16 protein-coding genes and 1 riboswitch are annotated in these 21190 nt (G+C 73.6%); of the genes, 6 read left to right on the top strand and 10 right to left on the bottom strand.

The window, feature by feature from the left end; genetic code table 11:
• Positions 1-46: 46 nt before the first annotated feature.
• The 5 genes from sucD to ACFV3E_RS22470 all read right to left on the bottom strand — a co-directional run bounded on the left by sucD (position 47) and on the right by ACFV3E_RS22470 (position 7102).
• The gene (gene sucD / locus ACFV3E_RS22450; protein WP_500367043.1) at positions 47-931 is read right to left on the bottom strand and encodes a succinate--CoA ligase subunit alpha; all 885 of its coding nucleotides are present in this window, start codon (positions 929-931) and stop codon (positions 47-49) included.
• A gap of 18 nt (positions 932-949) precedes the next feature.
• Positions 950-2125, bottom strand: coding sequence for an ADP-forming succinate--CoA ligase subunit beta (gene sucC, locus ACFV3E_RS22455; RefSeq protein WP_500536213.1), 1176 nt, complete (start codon positions 2123-2125; stop codon positions 950-952).
• A gap of 356 nt (positions 2126-2481) precedes the next feature.
• On the bottom strand, positions 2482-3669 hold the full coding sequence (locus ACFV3E_RS22460; RefSeq protein ID WP_500536214.1) for a VWA domain-containing protein: 1188 nt from the start codon (positions 3667-3669) through the stop codon (positions 2482-2484).
• A complete protein-coding gene (locus ACFV3E_RS22465) occupies positions 3666-6008 on the bottom strand; it encodes a DUF5682 family protein (protein WP_500536244.1) in 2343 nt (780 codons plus the stop codon). The genes ACFV3E_RS22460 and ACFV3E_RS22465 overlap by 4 nt, the downstream gene beginning before the upstream one ends.
• Positions 6009-6013: 5 nt before the next feature.
• Positions 6014-7102: an ATP-binding protein gene (locus ACFV3E_RS22470; RefSeq protein ID WP_500536215.1), complete on the bottom strand. Its 1089-nt coding sequence runs from the start codon at positions 7100-7102 to the stop codon at positions 6014-6016.
• Between the two features lie 165 nt (positions 7103-7267).
• Between ACFV3E_RS22470 and ACFV3E_RS22475 the strand changes: the two genes are divergently transcribed.
• On the top strand, positions 7268-8638 hold the full coding sequence (locus ACFV3E_RS22475; protein WP_500536216.1) for an SWIM zinc finger family protein: 1371 nt from the start codon (positions 7268-7270) through the stop codon (positions 8636-8638).
• Between the two features lie 54 nt (positions 8639-8692).
• A complete protein-coding gene (locus ACFV3E_RS22480) occupies positions 8693-10234 on the top strand; it encodes a DUF5691 domain-containing protein (protein ID WP_500536217.1) in 1542 nt (513 codons plus the stop codon).
• Between the two features lie 59 nt (positions 10235-10293).
• On the opposite strand, the gene icmB is transcribed toward ACFV3E_RS22480, so the two are convergent.
• Positions 10294-10707 carry a coenzyme B12-dependent isobutyryl CoA mutase small subunit gene (icmB, locus tag ACFV3E_RS22485; protein WP_500367054.1) on the bottom strand — a complete coding sequence of 138 codons (414 nt, stop codon included), beginning with the start codon at positions 10705-10707 and terminating at the stop codon, positions 10294-10296.
• Positions 10708-10948: 241 nt separating this feature from the next.
• Between icmB and ACFV3E_RS22490 the strand changes: the two genes are divergently transcribed.
• Together ACFV3E_RS22490 and ACFV3E_RS22495 are read left to right on the top strand one after the other, a co-directional pair.
• The gene (locus ACFV3E_RS22490; RefSeq protein ID WP_500536218.1) at positions 10949-11767 is read left to right on the top strand and encodes an esterase/lipase family protein; all 819 of its coding nucleotides are present in this window, start codon (positions 10949-10951) and stop codon (positions 11765-11767) included.
• 141 nt (positions 11768-11908) lie between these two features.
• On the top strand, positions 11909-13270 hold the full coding sequence (locus ACFV3E_RS22495) for a M23 family metallopeptidase (protein WP_500536219.1): 1362 nt from the start codon (positions 11909-11911) through the stop codon (positions 13268-13270).
• 85 nt (positions 13271-13355) lie between these two features.
• Here the strand turns inward: ACFV3E_RS22495 and pcrA are convergent, their stop codons facing one another.
• Positions 13356-15791: a DNA helicase PcrA gene (gene pcrA / locus ACFV3E_RS22500; protein ID WP_500536220.1), complete on the bottom strand. Its 2436-nt coding sequence runs from the start codon at positions 15789-15791 to the stop codon at positions 13356-13358.
• A 232-nt stretch (positions 15792-16023) separates the two neighbouring features.
• Positions 16024-16181: riboswitch (cyclic di-AMP (ydaO/yuaA leader) on the top strand.
• Between the two features lie 8 nt (positions 16182-16189).
• On the opposite strand from pcrA, the gene ACFV3E_RS22505 reads away from it, so the two are divergent.
• Positions 16190-17302 carry a C40 family peptidase gene (locus ACFV3E_RS22505; protein ID WP_500536221.1) on the top strand — a complete coding sequence of 371 codons (1113 nt, stop codon included), beginning with the start codon at positions 16190-16192 and terminating at the stop codon, positions 17300-17302.
• A gap of 31 nt (positions 17303-17333) precedes the next feature.
• Here the strand turns inward: ACFV3E_RS22505 and ACFV3E_RS22510 are convergent, their stop codons facing one another.
• Complete coding sequence (locus ACFV3E_RS22510; protein WP_500367063.1) at positions 17334-17687, bottom strand: hypothetical protein; 354 nt, start codon at positions 17685-17687, stop codon at positions 17334-17336.
• A 339-nt stretch (positions 17688-18026) separates the two neighbouring features.
• On the opposite strand from ACFV3E_RS22510, the gene ACFV3E_RS22515 reads away from it, so the two are divergent.
• Positions 18027-19094, top strand: a complete 1068-nt coding sequence (locus tag ACFV3E_RS22515; protein WP_500536222.1) for a C40 family peptidase — start codon at positions 18027-18029, stop codon at positions 19092-19094.
• 18 nt (positions 19095-19112) lie between these two features.
• On the opposite strand, the gene ACFV3E_RS22520 is transcribed toward ACFV3E_RS22515, so the two are convergent.
• Together ACFV3E_RS22520 and ACFV3E_RS22525 are read right to left on the bottom strand one after the other, a co-directional pair.
• The gene (locus ACFV3E_RS22520) at positions 19113-19784 is read right to left on the bottom strand and encodes a LuxR C-terminal-related transcriptional regulator (protein ID WP_018561203.1); all 672 of its coding nucleotides are present in this window, start codon (positions 19782-19784) and stop codon (positions 19113-19115) included.
• The gene (locus ACFV3E_RS22525) at positions 19781-21082 is read right to left on the bottom strand and encodes a PspC domain-containing protein (RefSeq protein WP_500536223.1); all 1302 of its coding nucleotides are present in this window, start codon (positions 21080-21082) and stop codon (positions 19781-19783) included. Before ACFV3E_RS22525 ends, ACFV3E_RS22520 begins: the two co-directional genes overlap by 4 nt.
• Between the last annotated feature and the right edge of the window lie 108 nt (positions 21083-21190).

Consider the following 21190-nt stretch of genomic DNA (forward strand, 5'->3'; position numbering starts at 1 on the left):
CCGGAGGGAGCGGGCCCGTGTGCGTACCTCCGTACGGAGGCGAGGATCAGCCCTGCAGGATGGCGCGCGCGAGGCGGGCCGTCTCCGACGGGGTCTTGCCGACCTTGACGCCGGCGGCCTCGAGGGCCTCCTTCTTCGCCTGGGCGGTGCCGGAGGAACCGGAGACGATGGCGCCGGCGTGGCCCATGGTCTTGCCCTCGGGCGCGGTGAAGCCCGCGACGTAGCCGACGACCGGCTTAGTGACGTGCTCGGCGATGAAGGCCGCGGCACGCTCCTCGGCGTCGCCGCCGATCTCGCCGATCATGACGATCAGGTCGGTCTCGGGGTCGTCCTGGAACGCCTTCAGCGCGTCGATGTGGGTGGTGCCGATGATCGGGTCACCGCCGATGCCGACCGCCGAGGAGAAGCCGATGTCGCTGAGCTCGTACATCATCTGGTAGGTCAGCGTGCCCGACTTCGACACCAGGCCGATGCGGCCGGAGGTGGTGATGTCGGCCGGGATGATGCCCGCGTTGGACTGGCCGGGGGTGATCAGGCCGGGGCAGTTGGGACCGATGATCCGGGTCTTGTTGCCCTTGCTGCCCGCGTACGCCCAGAAGGCGGCGGTGTCGTGGACCGCGATGCCCTCGGTGATCACGACCGCGAGGCCGATACCGGCGTCGATGGCCTCGATGACCGCGTCCTTGGCGAACTTCGGCGGGACGAAGATGACGGTGACGTCGGCACCGGTCTTCTCCATGGCCTCGGCGACGGAGCCGAAGACCGGCACATCGGTGCCGTCGAAGTCCACGCTGGTGCCGGCCTTGCGCGGGTTCACGCCGCCGACGATGTTGGTGCCCGAGGCGAGCATGCGCCGGGTGTGCTTGGTGCCCTCGGAACCGGTCATCCCCTGGACGATGACCTTGCTCTCCTTGGTCAGGAAGATAGCCATGATGTGGTGACCTGTCCCTTACTTCGCAGCCAGCTCGGCGGCGCGCTCCGCGGCGCCGTCCATGGTGTCGACCTGCTCGACCAGCGGGTGGTTGGCGTCGGTCAGGATCTGCCGACCGAGCTCCGCGTTGTTGCCGTCCAGGCGGACGACGAGCGGCTTGGTGACCTCTTCGCCCTTGGACTTCAGCAGCTCCAGGGCCTGGACGATGCCGTTGGCGACCGCGTCGCAGGCGGTGATGCCGCCGAAGACGTTGACGAAGACGGACTTGACGTCCGGGTCGCCCAGGATGATCTCGAGGCCGTTGGCCATGACCTCGGCGGAGGCGCCACCGCCGATGTCGAGGAAGTTGGCGGGCTTGACGTTGCCGTGGCCCTCACCGGCGTAGGCGACGACGTCCAGGGTGCTCATGACGAGACCCGCGCCGTTGCCGATGATGCCGACCTCGCCCTCGAGCTTGACGTAGTTGAGGCCCTTGGCCTTGGCCGCGGCCTCCAGCGGGTTGGCGGCGGCGTGGTCGACCAGCGCCTCGTGCTCCGGCTGGCGGAAGTCGGCGTTCTCGTCCAGCGAGACCTTGCCGTCGAGCGCGATGACGCGGCCGTCGGCGACCTTGGCGAGCGGGTTGACCTCGACGAGGAGCGCGTCCTCGGAGATGAAGGTCTTCCACAGGGTCTGCAGGATCTCGGTGACCTGGTCGGCGACGTCGGCCGGGAAGGCGGCCGCCACGACGATCTCGCGGGCCTTCTGCGGGGTCACGCCCTCGATGGCGTCCACCGGGATCTGGGCGACGGCCGTGGGGTTGGTCGCGGCCACCTCCTCGATCTCCATGCCGCCCTCGACGGACGCGATCGCCAGGAAGGTCCGGTTGGCGCGGTCGAGGAGGAAGGAGACGTAGTACTCGGAGGCGATCTCCGGGGCCAGCTCGGCCAGCATCACCTTGTGGACCGTGTGGCCCTTGATGTCCATGCCGAGGATCTGGCCGGCCTTCGCCACCGCGTCCTCGGGGTCCGACGCCACCTTCACGCCGCCGGCCTTGCCACGGCCACCGGTCTTCACCTGTGCCTTGACGACAGCCTTGCCACCGAGCCGCTCCGCGACCTCGCGCGCCGCCTCAGGCGTTTCGATGACTTCACCGGCCAGCACCGGTACACCGTGCTTGGCGAAGAGGTCCCTCGCCTGGTACTCGAACAGGTCCACGCGCGTCCGTCCTTGGTTATCGCGGTTCGTTGTCTGCGTGCCGGGGCGGGTCGTCGCTGACGTCTTCGTAACGAACCATACGAACGGCCGTACGGGGGGCGCACACGTCGGCCGAGCACGCGGCATGTCCGTCTCGCAGGTTATCGCCGCGCGGGCGGCACGGGTAAATCCGAGATGGTGCGAGAGCGGTGAGAACGGTCACAGACCAGCCGTTCGGGGGGTTCCCGCGGCGGCCGGGACGTGGGCGGGTCGCCCCGGCGGGGTCGCCCCGGCGGGGTCCGCCGGAACGGGGTCCGCCGGGGCGAGGTCCGCTGACCGAGGGTGACGAGGCCGCTCCCACCCGCCCCGTCCCGGCGTCACCCTCCGGGGGCGGGCTCGGGCACGGGCAGCGGCCGCTTCTCGATGGCGGCCGCCATGACCTCGGGGAAGAGGTCCGGGGTGCAGGCGAACGCGGGCGCCCCCAGCGCCGCGAGCGCCGCCGCGTGCTCGCGGTCGTAGGAGGGCGCGCCCTCGTCCGACAGCGCCAGCAGTGCCACGAACTGCACACCGGACGCCTTCATCTCCGCGACCCGCTTGAGCATCCCGTCGCGTATGCCGCCCTCGTACAGGTCGCTGATGAGAACGACGACGGTCTCGGCGGGCCGGCTGATGAGGGACTGGCAGTAGGCCAGCGCCCGGTTGATGTCGGTGCCGCCGCCGAGCCGGGTGCCGAACAGCACGTCGACGGGGTCGTCCAGATGTTCCGTCAGGTCGGCGACCGCCGTGTCGAAGACGACCAGCCGGGTGTCGATGCTGCGCATGGAGGCGAGCACGGCGCCGAAGACGGACGCGTAGACCACGGAGGCCGCCATCGAGCCCGACTGGTCGATGCAGAGCACGACGTCCTTCCGCACCGCCTGCGAGGCCCGGCCGTGGCCGATCAGCCGTTCGGGGACGACGGTGCCGTGCTCGGGCAGGTAGTGCCGGAGGTTGGCACGGATCGTGCGGTCCCAGTCGATGTCCCGGTGCCGGGGCCGGTGGACCCGCGCCGAACGGTCCAGCGCGCCGGTGAGGGTGGCCCGGGTCCGGGTCGCCAGGCGCCGCTCCAGGTCCTCCACGACCTTGCGGACCACCGCCCGCGCCGTCTCCTTCGTCGTCCCGGGCATCACCTTGTTCAGCGAGAGCAGCGTGCCGACCAGGTGGACGTCGGCCTCGACCGCCTCCAGCATCTCCGGTTCCAGCAGCAGCGCGGACAGCCCGAGCCGGTCGATGGCGTCGCGCTGCATCACCTGGACGACGCTGCTGGGGAAGTACCTGCGGATGTCCCCCAGCCAGCGCGCGACCTGGGGCGCCGAGCCGCCCAGCCCGGCGCTCCGCGCGGGCGGTGCCCCGCCCCCGTCGTGCGGGGCGGTGCCGTACAGCGCCTCCAGTGCCTGGTCCATCGCCGCGTCCCGGCCGGTGAGCCGCCGGCCCGTGCCGTCGGCGGGCCCGCCGCCGAGCACCATCCGCCAGCGCCGCAGCCGCTCGTCGGCGTCCGTGCCCGTGTCCGTGTCCATGTCCGTCATGCGTCCCGGCCCCCGTCCTCTCCGCCGGGCCCGAGCAGCAGCCGTACCGTGGACAGCGCCGCCTCCGCCCGCTCCTCGTCGAGCCCCGGGGCGAAACCCGGCAGCCCCTCCCCCGCGGCCCCGCCGCCCGCTCCCCCGCCTCCGGGGCCGCGCCGCACCAGCTCCCCCACCGTGCGCCGCGCCCCCGGGTCGAAGCCGCCGAAGGTCCGCCGCAGCAGCGGCAGCACGTCGTCGAAGGCGGCCGCCGGCACCCCGGACAGCCATCCGTCGACCAGCGTGAGCAGCCGCTCGTCGTGGACCAGCAGCATCCCGCCCCCGGCGAGGAAGCCCTCGACCCAGGCGGCCGCCTCCTGCGGCGGCGTGCCGGGCGACAGGGCGAGCCCCATCAGCCGGGCCACCTCCCCGGGCTCCAGGCGCGCGTCGTCGAGGAGCAGCCGTGCGGCGCTGCCCCGCAGCAGCCCCGGTACGCCTCGGTCGCGCACGGCCAGCCTCCGCAGCACGCCGGCCCAGCGGTCGCGCAGCGCGTCGTCGCCGAGCAGGACCAGGGCCCGCTGCACCTCCACGACATGACCGCGCATCTCGGCGGCGCCGTCCGCGTCGAGCCCCGCGCACGCGGGCGGGAGCCCGACGCAGACGCGCTCCGCGAGCCCCTCGGCGACCTCACGCAGCGCCCCCGCGTCCGTGCCCCGCACATCGCCGTAGCGGAGGGAGCGCACCAGCGCCGGCAGCGCCTGGGCGAGGTGCGCGACGTCCACGTCGAGCGCCGCGCGGTCGGCGAGCACCCGCATCACCGTCGGCAGGGCGTCCGCCAGCCCGGCGAGCAGGCAGCGTTCGGCGAGGCCCGTCACCTCGGCGAGCGCCCCCGCGTTCACCGCCGCGTCCTCGGCCCGGGCGGTGGCCGCGGACTCCACCGTGGTGCCCCACACCCCGGCCTCCGCGACCGCCACCGCGAGCTCCGGCTCCCAGCGCAGCCGCCAGCTCTCGCGGAAGGTGCCGGTGGCGGCCGTGCGGGACCGGCTCGGCTCGCCCCAGCCGATGGCGAGCATCCGCAGCCGGTGCAGCAGGCGGCTGCGTCCGGCGTCGGTGTCCTTGCGCAGGTCCAGGTCCACCTCCTTCTCCAGGGCCTCCGGTTTCATCCGCAGCCTGCGCTGCTCACGCGCCAGGTCGCGGGCGAGGGGCACCGCCGGCGCGCCCTCGGGGACCTCGCCCAGTACGTCCCCCACCACCAGCCGGTCCCGGATCAGCGCCAGCGGCACGTCCGATCCGTCGCACATCACCGCCCGTACCGCGTCCGTGGTCTCGCCGAGGCCGGGCAGCGGACGGCCGCGCAGCGTCGCGAGGGTGCCGGCGAGCCGTACCGCCTCGATGACGTGCGCGGAGGAGACCGGGAGGTCCTCCTCGCGGAGCAGGCCGGCGACCTTGGTCATCCACCGGGCGACGGGCCGGTCGGGCGAGGTGAACAGATGGCGGTACCAGCCGGGAGAGTCGACGCCCGCCCCGTAGCCACTGGCCCGGGAGAGCCTGCGGTGCGTCCAGGGCACCCAGGTGACCTCGACCTTCGCCTTGGGCAGGCCCTTGAGCAGGACCCGGTCGGAGGTGACCCCGCCGCCCCCGGCGAGCGCGGGCACGTGCCAGGCCCCGCACACCACGGCCACTCTCCCGTGCGCGCGGCGCGCCTCCCGTATCCGCAGCCGCATGTGGGCCTCGCGCACCGCGTCCTGCGGATGCCCCCCGTCGCCGTAGGTCTCGCGCAGCACGCCCATGGCCTCGGCGAGCGCCCCGAACGCGGCCAGCGGGTCGCCGTCCCCCTCCCCGTCCCGGCCGCGGTGCTCGACGGCGTCCTCCCACCACCGCTCCGGGTCGTCGTGGCCGGCCGTGCGCGCCAGCACGGCGAGCGGGTCGATGCGCGCGTCCGCCGCCTCCGGCTCCGCTTCTCCCCCGTCTCCTTCTCCTCCCTCCCCTTCTCCTCTTCCCTCTCCTTCCGTTCCCCCTTCTCCTCGCTCGTCGCGGAGCAGGAGCGAGTGCGCGGCGGGCAGGTCGATGAAGCGCACCGGCACCTCGCGTCCGGCCGCCCAGCGGATCGCCTCCCACTCGGGGGAGAACTCGGCGAAGGGCCAGAAGCCGGCCCGGGACGGCTCGTCGACGACGTGGGCGAGCAGCGCGACCGGCGGTCGCATCCCGGGATCGGCAGCGAGTGCCAGCACCGCGTCCGCCTCCGGCGGGCCCTCGACGAGCACGATCCCCGGCTGCAGCCGGTCGAGCGCGGCCCGCACGCCGCGGGCCGACCCGGGGCCGTGGTGCCGCACCCCCAGCAGCGCCACCCCGTCCGCGGCGGTCACGGCGTTCACGGGGTCACCTCCCGGCAGGCGCGGTAGAAGTCCTTCCAGCCCTCCCGCTCGCGGACGACGGTCTCCAGGTACTCCTGCCACACCACGCGGTCGGCGGCCGGGTCGCGGACCACCGCGCCGAGCAGCCCGGCGGCGACGTCCCCGGCACGCAGCACGCCGTCGCCGAAGTGCGCGGCCAGGGCGAGCCCGTTGGTCACCACGGAGATCGCCTCGGCCGTGGAGAGCGTGCCGGAGGGGGACTTCACCTTCGTGCGCCCGTCGGCGGTGACCCCGCCGCGCAGTTCGCGGAAGACGGTGACCACCCGCCGGATCTCGTCCGCGCCTTCCGGGGCGGCCGGCAGTTCCAGCGAGCGCCCGAGCTGGCCGACGCGGCGGCTGACGATGTCGACCTCCTCCTCCACGGTCGCGGGCAGCGGCAGCACGACCGTGTTGAAGCGCCGGCGCAGCGCGCTGGACAGGTCGTTGACGCCGCGGTCCCGGTCGTTGGCGGTCGCGATCAGGTTGAACCCGCGCACCGCCTGGGTCTCGGTGCCCAGCTCCGGTATCGGCAGCGTCTTCTCCGAGAGGATGGTGATGAGGGTGTCCTGGACGTCCGCGGGGACGCGGGTCAGCTCCTCCACGCGGGCGATGCGACCCTCGGCCATCGCCCTCATGACCGGGCTCGGGACCAGGGCCTCCGGGCTCGGCCCGCCGGTGAGCAGCCGGGCGTAGTTCCACCCGTAGCGGATGGCCTCCTCCGGCGTGCCCGCGGTGCCCTGCACGAGCAGCGTGGAGTCACCGCTGACGGCGGCGGCGAGGTGTTCGGAGACCCAGGTCTTCGCGGTGCCCGGGACACCGAGCAGCAGCAGCGCCCGGTCGGTCGCGAGCGTGCTGACCGCGACCTCCACGATCCGCCGCGGACCCACGTACTTGGGGGTGACGACCGTGCCGTCGGACAGCTCGCCGCCGAGCAGGTACGTGGCGACCGCCCACGGCGACAGGTTCCACCGGGCCGGGCGCGGCCGGGCGTCGGCCGCCGCGAGAGCCTTGAGCTCATGGGCGAACGCGTCTTCGGCGTGCGGCCGGAGTGCGGTGTCCACGGACATGGTTCTCCCCTGTTCTCACGTGGAGCGGATGGCGCGGACGCCTCGTCAGCCCCCCGCGGGGCGTCCGCGTTCCCACCATCGCGCACCCCACTGACAATCCCGTGCCCCCGTCAGGAACCCGCAGCTCAGGGCGGTTTGTCAGTGCCTGCCCGTAGCGTCGTGGCCATGGACGGGATGGACGGACAGCGGGCGGGGCGGTGGACCGCCGACCAGGTCCTGGCACTCGCGCCCGACGCGTCGTCGCGCAAGGCCGGGACGGCGCTGGCGACGGCCGCCCGCTGGTCCGGGACGGGGTCCTCGGGCACGGCGGTGTGGGGGTTGTGCGCGGGCAGCGGCGGCGCGCCGTACCAGGCGGTGGTCGACACGGCGGGGCCCGCCTTCAGGTGCGGCTGCCCCAGCCGCAAGTTCCCGTGCAAGCACGCGCTCGCGCTGCTCCTGCTGTGGGCGGGGGGCGAGGTCGGACCGGCCGCACACGGGGGCGGCCGGCCCGACTGGGTCACCGAGTGGCTGGACGCGCGCCGCGCGCGCGAGGAGCGGACGTCCCCGGGCGGGCGCGGCACGTCCGGCGGCGGTGACCCGGAGGCGGCGCGCAGGCGGGCCGAGCGCCGGGCGGGGCGGGTGGCCGCCGGCGCCACGGAGCTGGAGCGACGGCTGGCGGATCTGCTGCGGGACGGCCTGGCGGGAGCGGACCGCGAGGGGTACCGGCGGTGGGACGAGACGGCGGCGCGCATGGTGGACGCCCAGGCTCCCGGGCTCGCCTCGCGGGTGCGCGAGCTGGGCGCGCTGGCGGGGTCGGGGGGCGACTGGCCGTCACGGCTGCTGGAGGAGACGGCGCTGCTGCATCTGCTGGCCCGGGGCTGTCTGCGGCAGGACGCGCTGCCCGCGCCGCTGGCGGCCACCGTCCGGTCCCGGGTCGGCTTCACGGTGGACTCGGCGGAGCTCCTCGCGGGGCCGACGGTGCGGGACCGCTGGCTGGTCCTGGCACGGCACGACACCGCCGACGACCGTCTCACCACCCGCAGGACCTGGCTGCACGGGGAGGCCACCGGCCGTACCGCGCTGCTGCTGTCCTTCGGGGCCGCGGGCCGGGCGCCGGAGCCGGCACTGCCGGTCGGCCTCGGCCTCGACGCGGAGCTGGCCTTCCACCCCGGGGCCCGTCCGCTGCGGGCGGTGCTCGGGCCGCGGCACGACACGCCGCTGCCCGGCCGTGTGCCGCCGGGCGTGCCGGTCGCCGCGGCGCTCGGCGCCTACGGGGAGGCCCTGGCCGACGACCCGTGGCTGGACGCCTGGCCGGTCGTGCTCGCCGGCGTCGTGCCGATACCGGGCGGGACGGGCTGGCAGGTGGCGGACGCGGACGGGAGCGACGCCGTCCCGGTCACGGCGGGCGGCGCCGGTGCCGGAGCGGGGCTGTGGCGCCTCGCGGCGGTCTCCGGCGGCCACCCGGTGACGGTGTTCGGCGAGCTCGGCCACCAGGGCTTCCGGCCGTTCACGGCCTGGGGCGGCGCGGGCGCGGAGCCGGTGCCGCTGACGGTGTGATCCCGGCCGGGCTCCCGCGGGCGGCCGCACGGAGGAGACGACGAAGGAGGACCGATGACGACGACCTGGGCCGACCTGGTCGGCACCGCGCTCCTCGGCACCGACCGCAGGGGCGGCACACCCGAGGAGCTGCTGGACTCCGCCGCGCTCGCCGTCGTACGGCGCCGCGCCGGAGCACGGCCGGCGACGGCGGGGGCGCGGCCGGGCACGACGCCCCACGACCCGCGGCCGCCGCTGCCCGAGGCGGCACGACGGCGCCTGTCCCTGCTGCTGGCGGACCGCTCGGTCGGGGGCGGCGGGGGCAGCCGGCGTGGCGCCGCCCCCAACCTCGCCGAGCTGCTGCCCCAGTGGCTCGCCGTGGCCAACGCCCGCGGCTGGGCGTCCCCGCCGGAGCTGCTGCCCGCGCTGCTGGACGCCGCCCGCGCACGCACCGACCTGCGGCCGGACGCCCTGGCGCTGGCGGGACCGCGCGGGTTGTGGCTGGCGGAGCTGAACGCCGACTGGCGGTTCGCGCTGCGCGCCGGGGCGCCGGGCGTCGTGCCCGACACCGGTGACCCGGGCGCCGTGCGGACGCTGTGGGAGGAGGGGCTGTTCGCCGAACGGGTGGCCTTGCTGTCCCGGCTGCGGGCCCGCGACCCACGGCAGGCGCTGGAGCTGCTGCGCTCGGGATGGGCCGCGGAGCGCGCCGAGGACCGGCTGATGTTCCTGGACTCGCTCCGCGAGGGCCTGTCGCCGCAGGACGAGCCGTTCCTGGAGCAGGCCCTCACCGACCGCAGCCGCAATGTGCGGGCCACCGCCGCGGAGCTGCTGTCGGCGCTCCCCGGCTCCGCCCTCGCCGCCCGGATGGCCGCACGGGCCAGGACGTGCGTCGCGTGGGATCCGGGGGGCGGCCGGATCGGGGTGGAGGCGCCGTACGAGTGCGACGCGGCCATGGAACGCGACGGCGTGGTGGCGATACCGCCCGCCGGGCGCGGGGAGCGGGCGTGGTGGTTCGGCCAGGTGGTGGACGCGGCGCCGCTCGTCACGTGGCGGGAGCGGTTCGGCGGCCGGACGCCGGAGGAGATCATCGCGCTGCCGGTCGCGGACGACTGGCAGGCGGATCTGCACGCGGCGTGGTGCCGGGCCGCGGTGCGCCAGGGGGACGCGGCCTGGGCACGCGCCCTGCTGGGCCCCACCCCGGCGCCCGCGACGGCGGTCAGCCCCGTCGGGGACCCGGCGAAGCTGCTGTCGATCCTCCCGGCCCCGGAGCGGGCGGAGTGGGTGGCCCGCTTCATCGCGGCGCACGGCCTGTCGGAGGCGTTCCAGATGCTCGCGGTATGCGCCGTGCCCTGGGCCGAGCCGCTGGGGGCGGCGGTGGTGGACGCGCTGGACATCGCGCGGGACGCGGGCAGCTACCCGTGGAGCTTCAGCGGGGTGATGGGCCTGGCCGAACGGTGCATGGACCCCGCGGAGGCCGACCGGGCGGCCCCGCTGGCCGCGGTGCCGGCCGAGTCCGCCGACACCTCACCGGGCGCCGGGGCGTACTGGGCGGAGGCCTTCCAGCGACTGGTCGGCACCTTGCGCCTGCGGGCCGCGATGCTGGCGGAGCTCGCCTGAGCTGGCGACCGGAGCGGGCGGCGGTCCGGGCGGAAGGCCCGCACCGCCGCCCGTGACGATCAGGCTTCGGCCGGATGGCGGATGTTGTCGTTCACCCAGGTGACGACGTCGCCGGTCGACGTGCCCGGGGTGAAGATCGCGGCCACGCCCAGTTCCTGCAGCGGGGCGATGTCGTCCTCGGGGATGATCCCGCCGCCGAACACCTTGATGTCCTCCGCGTCACGCTCCCGGAGCAGCTCGATCACCTTGGCGAACAGCGTCATGTGGGCTCCGGAGAGGATGGACAGCCCGACGGCGTCGGCGTCCTCCTGGATCGCGGTGTCCACGATCTGCTCGGGCGTCTGGTGGAGACCGGTGTAGATGACCTCCATGCCGGCGTCCCGCAGCGCTCGCGCGATGACCTTGGCCCCGCGGTCGTGGCCGTCCAGGCCCGGCTTGGCGACCACCACACGGATCGGTCCGGACACTCCCATCGCTGCCTCCATACACGATTGCTGCGCTCAGCGGGCACATGTGTGAACGAACGTTATCGCCAGCATCCCCCGTGCGGACAGTTTCACGAAGGGCCCCGAGGGGGAAATCACACATGGGACACGTTCACGTTAGAAACGCGTTCGGCCCGTGGCCGTCCTTCGTTCAGCAGGCGACACGGGCCGTCGCGTTCTCGGCGCACGGGGGACAGGGCCGTCTCCGTGTGCCCACGGGAGGTAGGCCATGGGCGTCCTGTCTTTCGGTGTCGGAGACCGCTTGGTACGCCAGGCGGCCTACGTACGAGCCGCGGCGATCGAGATCGCCATCCTGACCGGTCATGTCTTCCTCTACCCGACCGGTATCTTCCAGGAGCGCGGGCCGCAGTTGACGGCCGGCGACTCCGAGGCGCCGCCACGGCTCCCCACCGCGGGCCGGAGCCATCCCCCGGTGCTCCTGCTGCACGGCTTCGTGGACAACCGTTCGGTGTTCGCGATGCTCCGCCGGTCGCTGCGACGGCACGGCTGGCCGCATGTGCAGGCGCTCAACTACTCGCCGCTGACCTGTGACATCCGTACGGCGGCCGCCCTCCTGGGACGCCATGTCGAACAGATCTGCGAACAGACGGGGCACCGCCAGGTGGACATCGTGGGCCACAGCCTCGGTGGACTCATCGCCCGCTACTACGCCCAGCGCCTGGGCGGCGACACGCGGGTGCGCACCGTGGTCACCCTGGGCACCCCGCACGCCGGGACCCGCGCCGCGCCGCTGCTGAACCCGCACCCGATCGTCCGGCAGATGCGGCCCAACTCCGACCTCATCGAGGAACTGGCCAAGCCGGCGACCGGCTGCCGCACCCGTTTCGTGGCGTTCTGGAGTGATCTGGACGAGCTGATGAGCCCGGTCGAGGCCGCCCGGCTCGACCACCCGGACCTCATCGCCCGCAACGTCCACGTCGCGGGGGTCGGGCATCTGACCATGCCGGTCCACGCGGCCATCGCCGCCGGCATCCGGCAGGCGCTGCTGGGCGAGGAACTGGCGTCGGGGGCCGTGGACGCCGCCTGACGGCCTTGCCCCCATAAGCATCGAAAGGCCATCGAACACAAGGCATCGGGGATACCCGAATCCCGCCGAAGATTGTGGGCGTCGCCCGCTGGGGGATACAGTCGCCGCTAATTCTCCTGCTGCCGAGGCGAAAGAGAAGCGGTGAACGACCGTCATCCGGCGGGGTACGCCCCCGAGTACAGCGGCTATGGGTACGAGGGGCATTCCGACGCCTCCTACGCGCCCGTGGGCGCCGCTCACGCGGATGACGATCCACTCTTCGGCTCCTGCCAGGGCTACCCCGCCTACGACACGGGGTCCTACGCCACCGTCTCGTACGACACCACCGCGACCGGTTACTGGCCCTCGGGGCAGGCCGCCGGCACCGCCGCCTACGGCGATCACGCGGGCACGGCCACCGGCACCTGGTACCCGGACGCCGCACAGGCGCAGCCGGCGGCGGCCTACGACTACGCGCAGTACGAGCACACGGCCGTCCACACCGCCTACGAGGAGCCCGAGGCCGCTCACGCCCACGCTCCCGAGCCCGCCGCCTACGAGCAGCCGGACCGGTACGGGACCGAGACGTACGCCCAGGAGCACTACGAGGCCGAGCACTACGAGGCCGACCGGTACGAGCCGGAGTCGTACGAGGCCGAGCAGTACGAGCCCTACGAGCCCGACGCCCACGACACCGCCGAGGACGACGCGGAGGCGGACCCGGAGCACGGCACCGAGGACGGCACCGAGGACGGCGCAGCCCCGGCCCCCCTGCCGCGCCCGCGCAGCGGGAACGGCGTCGGGAGCCGCCGGCGCCGCCCGGCCCGGCGCTCCGCCCTGCTCACCGTCGCCGTCCCCTCCGTGGCGGTGATGGGCGTCGCCTGCGCGGCCGCCGTCACCGTCAACACCGACGACCCCGACAGCAGCCGCACCCAGGCCGACGGCGTGCCCGAGGCGGCCAACGCCCCGACCACGAAGCTCGACCAGCAGCTCGCCGGGGTCAACCGGGACGTCGACGACTTCACCGACCGGGCCAGCCGCAACCAGGAGCGCATCGACCTCAAGGAGCGCCAGGCGCTGGAGCGTGCGAAGAAGGCGGCGGAGGCGGCCCTCAAGGAGCAGCTGCGCCCCAAGTTCCTGCTCCCGGTCAAGCAGCACGGCCTGAGCGCCTACTTCGGCCAGGCGGGCGTGAACTGGATGTCGGTCCACACCGGCATCGACTTCCCGGTGGACTACGGCACCCCGGTGATGGCCGCGACCGACGGCGTCGTGCGCACCCAGTGGAACAGCGCCTACGGCAACATGGCGATAGTGACCGCCCCCGACGGCACCGAGACCTGGTACTGCCATCTGAGCAGCACCAAGATCCGCTCGGGCTCGGTCAAGGCCGGCGAGGTCATCGCCTACTCGGGCAATTCCGGCAACTCCACCGGACCGCACCTCCACTTCGAGGTGCGTCCCGCGGGCGGCGCGGCCATCGACCCGCTGCAGTGGCTGCTGAAGCACGGGATCGACCCGCGCTGAGCCCGGGCCCCGCCGGAGCGGGACCAGGGCCGGGGTCGGAACCGGGACCGGACGAGGCCCGGGCGAGGACCGTTCCTGAAGCCCGCTAGAGCTTCTCCACCGGCGCGTACCGCAGCAGCAGCACCTTCGGCCGCTCGTCGCCGAAGTCGATGGTGGCCTTGGCCTTCTCCCCGCTGCCGTCGACCGCGACGACCGTGCCCAGCCCGAAGGTGTCGTGCGTGACCCGGTCACCGACCGCCAGCGAGATGACCGGGCGGTCCTGGGTGCGCCGCGTCGCGAATCCGGAGGGCCCGCTCTTCGACGGGGAACGCGACAGCATCGAGGCCGCCGCCGACACCGAGGCGGAGGGTGCCGCGGAGGCGCCCGTGCGCTTCCACTCGATGAGCGGCTCCGGGATCTCCTCCAGGAAGCGCGAGGGCGGGTTGTACGAGGGCTGGCCCCAGGCGCTGCGCATGGTCGACCGCGTCACGTACAGCCGCTGCCGCGCCCGCGTGATGCCGACGTAGGCGAGCCGCCGCTCCTCCTCCAGCTCCTTGGTCTGGCCGAGCGCGCGCATGTGCGGGAAGACCCCGTCCTCCATGCCGGTCAGGAAGACCACCGGGAACTCCAGGCCCTTGGCGGTGTGCAGGGTCATCAGCGTTATGACGCCGCCGCCCTCGTCGTCGTCCGGGATCTGGTCGGAGTCGGCGACCAGCGCGACCCGCTCCAGGAACTCCGCGAGCGTGCCGGGCTCCTCCTCGGTGCGCTCCTGCTCGAACTCCAGTGCCACCGCCGCGAGTTCCTGGAGGTTCTCGATGCGGGTCTCGTCCTGCGGGTCGGTGGAGGCCTGCAGCTCGGCCAGGTAGCCCGTGCGCTCCAGCACGGCCTCCAGGACGGTGGCGGGGCCGGCGCCGGAGTCGACGACGGTGCGCAGCTCCTCCAGGAGCTCGTTGAAGCGCTTGACGGCGTTGACCGAGCGCGACGCCATGCCGAAGGCCTCGTCGACCCGGCGCAGCGCGGCGGCGAAGGAGATCCGCTCGCGTGAGGCCAGGGCGTCGACCATGGCCTCGGCGCGCTCCCCGATGCCGCGCTTGGGCACGTTGAGGATGCGGCGCAGCGGGACGGTGTCCTCGGGGTTGGCGAGCACGCGCAGGTAGGCCAGGACGTCCCGGACCTCCTTGCGCTCGTAGAAGCGGACCCCGCCGACGACCTTGTAGGGCAGGCCGACGCGGATGAAGACCTCTTCGAAGACACGGGACTGCGCGTTGGTGCGGTAGAAGACCGCGACCTCGCCGGGGCGGGCGTCGCCGGCGTCGGTGAGCCGGTCGATCTCGTCGGCGATGAACTGCGCCTCGTCGTGCTCCTGGTCGGCGACGTAGCCGGTGATGACGGGGCCCTGGCCGGCCTCCGTCCACAGGTTCTTGGGGCGGCGGGAGGCGTTGCGCTCGATGACGGCGTTGGCGGCGGTCAGGATGTTCTGGGTGGAGCGGTAGTTCTGCTCCAGCAGGATCGTGCGGGCCTGCGGGTAGTCCTCCTCGAACTGGAGGATGTTGCGGATCGTGGCGCCGCGGAAGGCGTAGATGCTCTGGTCGGCGTCACCGACCACGCACAGCTCGGCGGGCCCCTCGCCGCCCTCCTCCGCGTCACCGGTCCCGACCAGCTCGCGCACCAGGGTGTACTGGGCGTGGTTGGTGTCCTGGTACTCGTCGACCAGGACGTGCCGGAACCGGCGCCGGTAGTGCTCGGCGACGTCCGGGAAGGCCTGGAGCAGGTTGACCGTGGTCATGATGATGTCGTCGAAGTCGAGCGCGTTGGCCTCGCGCAACCGCGACTGGTACATCGCGTAGGCCTCGGCGAGCTTCTTCTCGAAGGGGTTCTCGGCCTGGTCGGCGAAGGTCTCCTCGTCGATGAGCTCGTTCTTGAGGTTGGAGACCTTGGCGCTGAAGGACTTCGGCGGGAACTGCTTGGGGTCCAGGTCCAGGTCGCGGCAGACCAGGGCCATCAGCCGCTTGGAGTCGGCCGCGTCGTAGATCGAGAAGCTGGAGGTGAAGCCGAGCCTCTTGGACTCCCGGCGCAGGATGCGGACGCACGCGCTGTGGAAGGTGGAGACCCACATCACATTGGCGCGCGGGCCGACCAGCTGCTCGACGCGCTCCTTCATCTCCCCGGCGGCCTTGTTGGTGAAGGTGATCGCCAGGATCTGGCCGGGGTGCACCTTGCGGGCACCCAGCAGGTACGCGATGCGGTGGGTGAGCACCCGGGTCTTGCCGGAGCCGGCGCCGGCGACGATGAGCAGCGGGGAGCCGGTGTGCTCGACGGCGGCACGCTGCTGCTCGTTGAGCCCCTCCAGCAGCGCGGTCGGGTCGACGACCGGGCGGGGGGCGCCGTCCCGGTAGTACGCGTCCCGGTCGACGGGCGCGTCGAAGCGCCCCTCGAAGAGGTCGTCGGTAGCCGTGTCGGGCTCGTCCTCGGGAGGCGGCGGGGGCTCCTCCTCCCTCGGTTCGAGGCCGGCCAGGAAGCTGTCGTCAAAGAGGCTGCTCATCGCCTCCCGAGTCTAGGCCGTGGGACGGACAGCGGTGCGCCGCTTGCCCGAGCCCGAGCCCGCGTCCGCACCCTCCGCGGCACGGCCCGTCGCCGCCCGCGGCGGCCCCGCATGGTGAAGGTCACGAAATGATTGCGGACAATTCGAACACCAGGGTTCCCACGGACCCCCGCAGTTGACTACCGTGCCGCATCAGGCGGTCCGCTCCATGCGGCGGCGACCGTGCCGTCACGGGCCGCCTCCGCTGAGTCCGGCGACCGCCGGAGCCGGGGACCCACGACCTTGGGGTGAATCGGTCCGTACGAGCGCAGCGCGCCCGCACGGCCCGTAGGGCGGCCTTCCGAAGCCCGAACCCGACAGCTAACCCGGTAGGCGGTCCACGGAAGGAGCCGCCTGACTTGGCGACGCACCGCAAGCCGCGCCCGCGCGCGCTGACCGTCCCCGGCCCCAGGGCCGCGGTGGGGCTCACGACCGCCGCACTGGCGACCGTCACCCTCTTCGGCGAGAGCGCGAGCGCGGCGCCCGCCTCACCCGACAAGCCCTCCATCACCGAGGTCAAGGCCCAGGTCGACAAGCTCCACCACCAGGCCGAGGCCGCCACCGAGCGCTACAACGGCGCCAAGGAGCAGACCGAGCAGCAGCGGGCGCGCGCCGACGCGCTGCTGGACCAGGTGGCCCGCAGGACCGAGACGCTCAACTCCGCCCGCCGCACCATCGGCGAGTACGCCGCGGCGCAGTACCGGGGCGGCGGCCTGGACGGGACGACGAGCTTCCTGCTCACCTCCGACCCGCAGCAGTTCCTGGACCAGGCGCACCTGATGGACCGCCTGTCCGACCGCCAGGAGCACGCGCTGGAGACCTTCCGCTCCGAGCAGGCCGAGACGACGGCCAAGCGCGCCGAGGCCGTCGAGAGCCTGCAGAAGCTGACCGACGCGCAGCAGCGGCTGAACGCGGAGAAGACCACGGTCAAGCAGAAGCTCGCCGCGGCGCAGAAGCTGCTGAACAGCCTCACCGCCCAGGAGAAGGCGCGGCTGGCGGCGCTGGAGAAGAAGCGGCAGGAGGAGGCCGCCGCGAAGGCCGCGGAGATCGCCGCCAAGGAGAAAGCCGCGCAGGAGGCGGCCGGGGAGTCGGGCTCGACGGCCCCGGTGTCCGGCACCTACGCCGCCAAGGCGGCCAAGGCGATCGAGTTCGCGCGCGCCCAGTTGGGCAAGCCGTACGTGTACGGGGCCACCGGCCCCAACTCCTACGACTGCTCGGGCCTGACCCAGGCCGCCTGGGGCGCCGCGGGCGTCTCGATCCCCCGCGTCACCTACGACCAGGTCGACTTCGGCAGCCGCGTCACCGCCGACCAGCTGCAACCCGGCGACCTGGTCTTCTTCTACTCGGACGTCACCCACGTCGGCCTCTACATCGGCGGCGGCCAGATGATCCACGCCCCCCACACCGGGAGCGTGGTGAAGATCGCCCCGATCACGGAGATGCCGATCTACGGCTACGCCCGGATGGCCTGAGCCCCCGCCCGGCCCGTCCCCTCGGCCGGGCTCAGGTCCACAGCACCGCGATGAAGATGTTGGCGGTGGTCAGCGCACCCACGGTGCCGAAGGCCGCCGCCGGCACCTTCTCCTCGTCCCGCTTGACGTAGACCAGGCCGAGGATCACCACCAGGATCGCCAGCTTCACGCCGATCTTGATGTTGTTGACCGGCTGGTCGTCGGCCTGGTTGAGGCCGACCAGCAGCGCGCCCGTGACCAGCATGGTCAGCGCGCCGTGCAGCATGCCCGGCACGAACCGGGCCTCGCCGCGGCCCATGGCCTTCATCTGGGTGAGGAAGCCGCCCAGCAGCGCGGCGATGCCGATGATGTGCAGGCCGACGATCAGGTTGATGAGTACGTCCATGGCTCAGGACCCTAGTCAGGCTCATACCAGCACTCGGCACCGAGGTCGCCCTCTTCCGTCATATCGGTCACGGCCGGACCGCAAGTGACCAGGTCACCCGTCGAACAGCGGTCATCCGCGGGCAGTCCGCGGCCGAATCGGACCAGTCCCGCACAGTCCGGAGCCCGCTCACGACGTCCAGGTTTAGCGTCCTGCCCCAGGTGGCCGATCCCCACTGCCGCGAGGACCCCGTCCCCGGCACGGCCGCCCCCGCCGAAGGTCCGGCGGTGGACGGCTCCCCGTCCGCCCGCCGCCGGACCGCAGGGGGGCGTACGGACAGCCCGGAAGGAGTGACGGCGCGTGGCGTCGCACAGAAGGCCCAGGGAACGCGGCCTGGCAGGCACGACCGCGCGCACCGCAGCCGGTCTCGCCCTGGCGGGCGCGGCCTCCGTGACGGTGTTCGGGGAGGCCGGGCACGCCGAACCCCGGCTGACCACGGACGAGGCCAGGGCCCGGGTGGACCGGCTGTACGAGGAGGCCGAGCAGGCCACCGAGCGGTACAACGGAGCGAAGGAGAAGGCGGACACGGCCACCGGGCGGATCGAGCGCCTCCAGGACGAACTCGCCCGCAGGACCGAGCGGCTCAACGTCACCCGCGACGGCCTCGGCTCCCTCGCCACCGCCCAGTACCGCAGCGGCGGCATCGACCCCGCCGTCCAGCTGGCCCTCGCCTCCTCCCCCGGCGACTACCTGGAGCGCGCCGGGATGCTGGACCGGATGAGCAGCCGCCAGAACGCCGCGCTGCGCGCCCTGTCGGCCCAGCGGCGGGGCATCGAGCAGTTGCGCACCGAGACCGAGGGCGAGCTGGCGGAACTGCGCGGCACCCGCGCCGAACTCGCCCGCCACAAGCACACCGTGGAGCAGCGCCTGGCCTCCGCGCGGCAACTGCTCGGCCGTCTCACCGCCGCCCAGCGCGCCGAGGTGCTGTCCTCCGGGGGCCACGGTTCCGCCGACCCGGCCCGCGCCGGCCGCGGCGCCACCGGCTCCCGCGCCGGGCTGGCGCCCGCGGCCGCCCCCAACGCACGCGCCGCCCGTGCCGTCTCCTTCGCCTACGACTCCCTCGGCCTGCCCTACGTCTGGGGCGCCACCGGGCCCTCGGCGTACGACTGCTCGGGCTTCACGCAGGCCGCCTGGCGGTCGGCCGGGGTCTCCCTGCCGCGCACGACGTACACCCAGATCAACGCGGGCACCCGGATCTCCCGATCCCAACTGGAGCCCGGCGACCTGGTGTTCTTCTACTCGGGGATCAGCCACGTCGGCCTCTACGTGGGCAACGGCATGATGATCCACGCCCCCCGCACCGGTGACGTCGTCAAACTCGCCCCGGTCGACCAGATGCCCTTCGCGGGCGCCGCGCGTCCGGCGTGACGCCCGCGCCGCGGGCCCTCAGACCAGCCGGCGCGCGGTCGCCCAGCGGGTGAGTTCGTGCCGGTTGCTGAGCTGCAGCTTGCGCAGCACCGCCGAGACGTGCGACTCGACCGTCTTCACCGAGATGTAGAGCTGCTTGGCGACTTCCTTGTACGCGTAGCCGCGCGCGATCAGCCGCAGCACCTCGCGCTCACGCTGGGTCAGCCGGTCCAGGTCCTCGTCGACCGGCGGGGCGTCGGTGGAGGCGAAGGCGTCCAGGACGAAGCCGGCCAGCCGGGGCGAGAAGACGGCGTCGCCGTCGGCGACCCGGAAGACCGAACTGACCAGGTCGGGGCCGGTGATGGTCTTGGTGACGTAGCCGCGGGCGCCGCCGCGGATCACCCCGATGACGTCCTCGGCGGCGTCGGAGACCGACAACGCCAGGAAGCGCACGGGGTGTTCGGCGTCGGCCATGAGACCGGCGCAGCGCTTGAGGACCTCGACCCCGCCGCCGCCCGGCAGGTGGACGTCGAGCAGGACGACACCGGGCCGCGTCGCGGTGATCACGGAGACCGCCTGGTCCACGTCGGCGGCCTCGCCGACCACGTCGACCCCGGTCCGCTCGGTCTCGCCGATCTCGGCCTGCACCCCGGTGCGGAACATCCGGTGGTCGTCGACGAGGACGACCCTCACGCGTCGTTCCGTGCTCATGACGACCTCCCTGGTCCCTGGGCCCTGTCCATCTCCAGCTCCACTTCCGTCCCCCCGCCCGGCGCGGAGCGCAGCCGCGCCTCGCCGCCGTTGCGCCGCATCCGGCCGATGATGGACTCCCGGACGCCCATCCTGTCCGACGGTACGTCGTCGAGGTCGAAGCCGGGTCCGCGGTCGCGGACCGACACGAAGACCCTGCTCTCCTCGACCTCCGCGTACACCTGCACGGGTTCGTCCCCACCGTACTTGGCGGCGTTGACCATGGCCTCGCGGGCCGCCTGCATCTGCGCCACCAGGCCTTCGTCGAGCGGGCAGTCGCCCACGCACACCACTTCGACGGGGACGCCGTGCGCGTCCTCCACCTCGGCCGCGGCACGGCGCACCGCCTCGGCGAGGGTGGCCGGCTCGTCCTCCTTGCCGTTGCCCTCGGGCCGGTAGAGCCAGGCCCGCAGCTCGCGTTCCTGCGCGCGGGCCAGCCGCGCGACCTCGCGCGGGTCCTCGGCGTGCCGCTGGATGAGGGTCAGGGTGTGCAGCACGGAGTCGTGGACGTGTGCGGCGACCTCGGCCCGCTCCTGCGCGCGGATGCGGGCCAGCCGCTCGGCCGACAGGTCCTGGGTCATGCGCACGAGGTACGGTCCGGCGATCAGCGCCACGCCGACCAGGACGGCGAGCGCGGCCTGGAGGATGGTGCCCAGGTGGCTGACCGAGCCCTGCACCACGAGGAAACCGGTCACGCCCACGCCGACGAGGATCACCCCGGCGGCGCCGCGCGCGAACGGCAGCAGCCTCCTGCGGCGGCTCAGCTCGGCCCAGCGGGCCCGGCGGGCGTTGTCGGCCTGCCGCCACACCAGGGCGACGCCTAGCCCGATCAGCAGCAGCGGCCAGACGTAGGCGTTGGCCCTGCCGAGGTTGAGGTTGTCCAGCAGGATGCCGAGGCCGATGGCGAGTGCGATGAGCGCGACGATCTGGCCCCGGTCGGGCCTGCGTCCGGCGAGCCAGGAGCGGGCGTCGCGCGGCTCCTTGGCCTCGACCACCCCGCCGACGCCGAGCGGCACCACGAACCAGAAGACCGCGTACAGCAGGATGCCCAGGCCCTGGATGGTGGCCAGGACGACGAAGACGACGCGCACCCAGGCCACGGGCAGTCCGAGGTGTCCGGCCAGCCCCCGGGCGACGCCGCCGATCATCCGGCCCTCGGAGCTGCGGTAGAGCTTGCGGACCGGGGATCCGGCCGGGTCCGGCGGCGCGAAGTACGACGCCCCGTTGGGTGGGCTGGTCGGTGGTCCGGCGGCTGGCATGTCCCGATCGTCACACGTTTCGCGCACGGTGGGTATCAGGGTTGGCCCCCATGCGGGGTCAGGGTCGTTCCGGATACCGGCACACGTCCCGGCACGCCACCATGGAGC

Origin of the sequence: Streptomyces sp. NPDC059718 (assembly GCF_042733315.1) — a bacterium.
GTDB lineage: Bacteria > Actinomycetota > Actinomycetes > Streptomycetales > Streptomycetaceae > Actinacidiphila.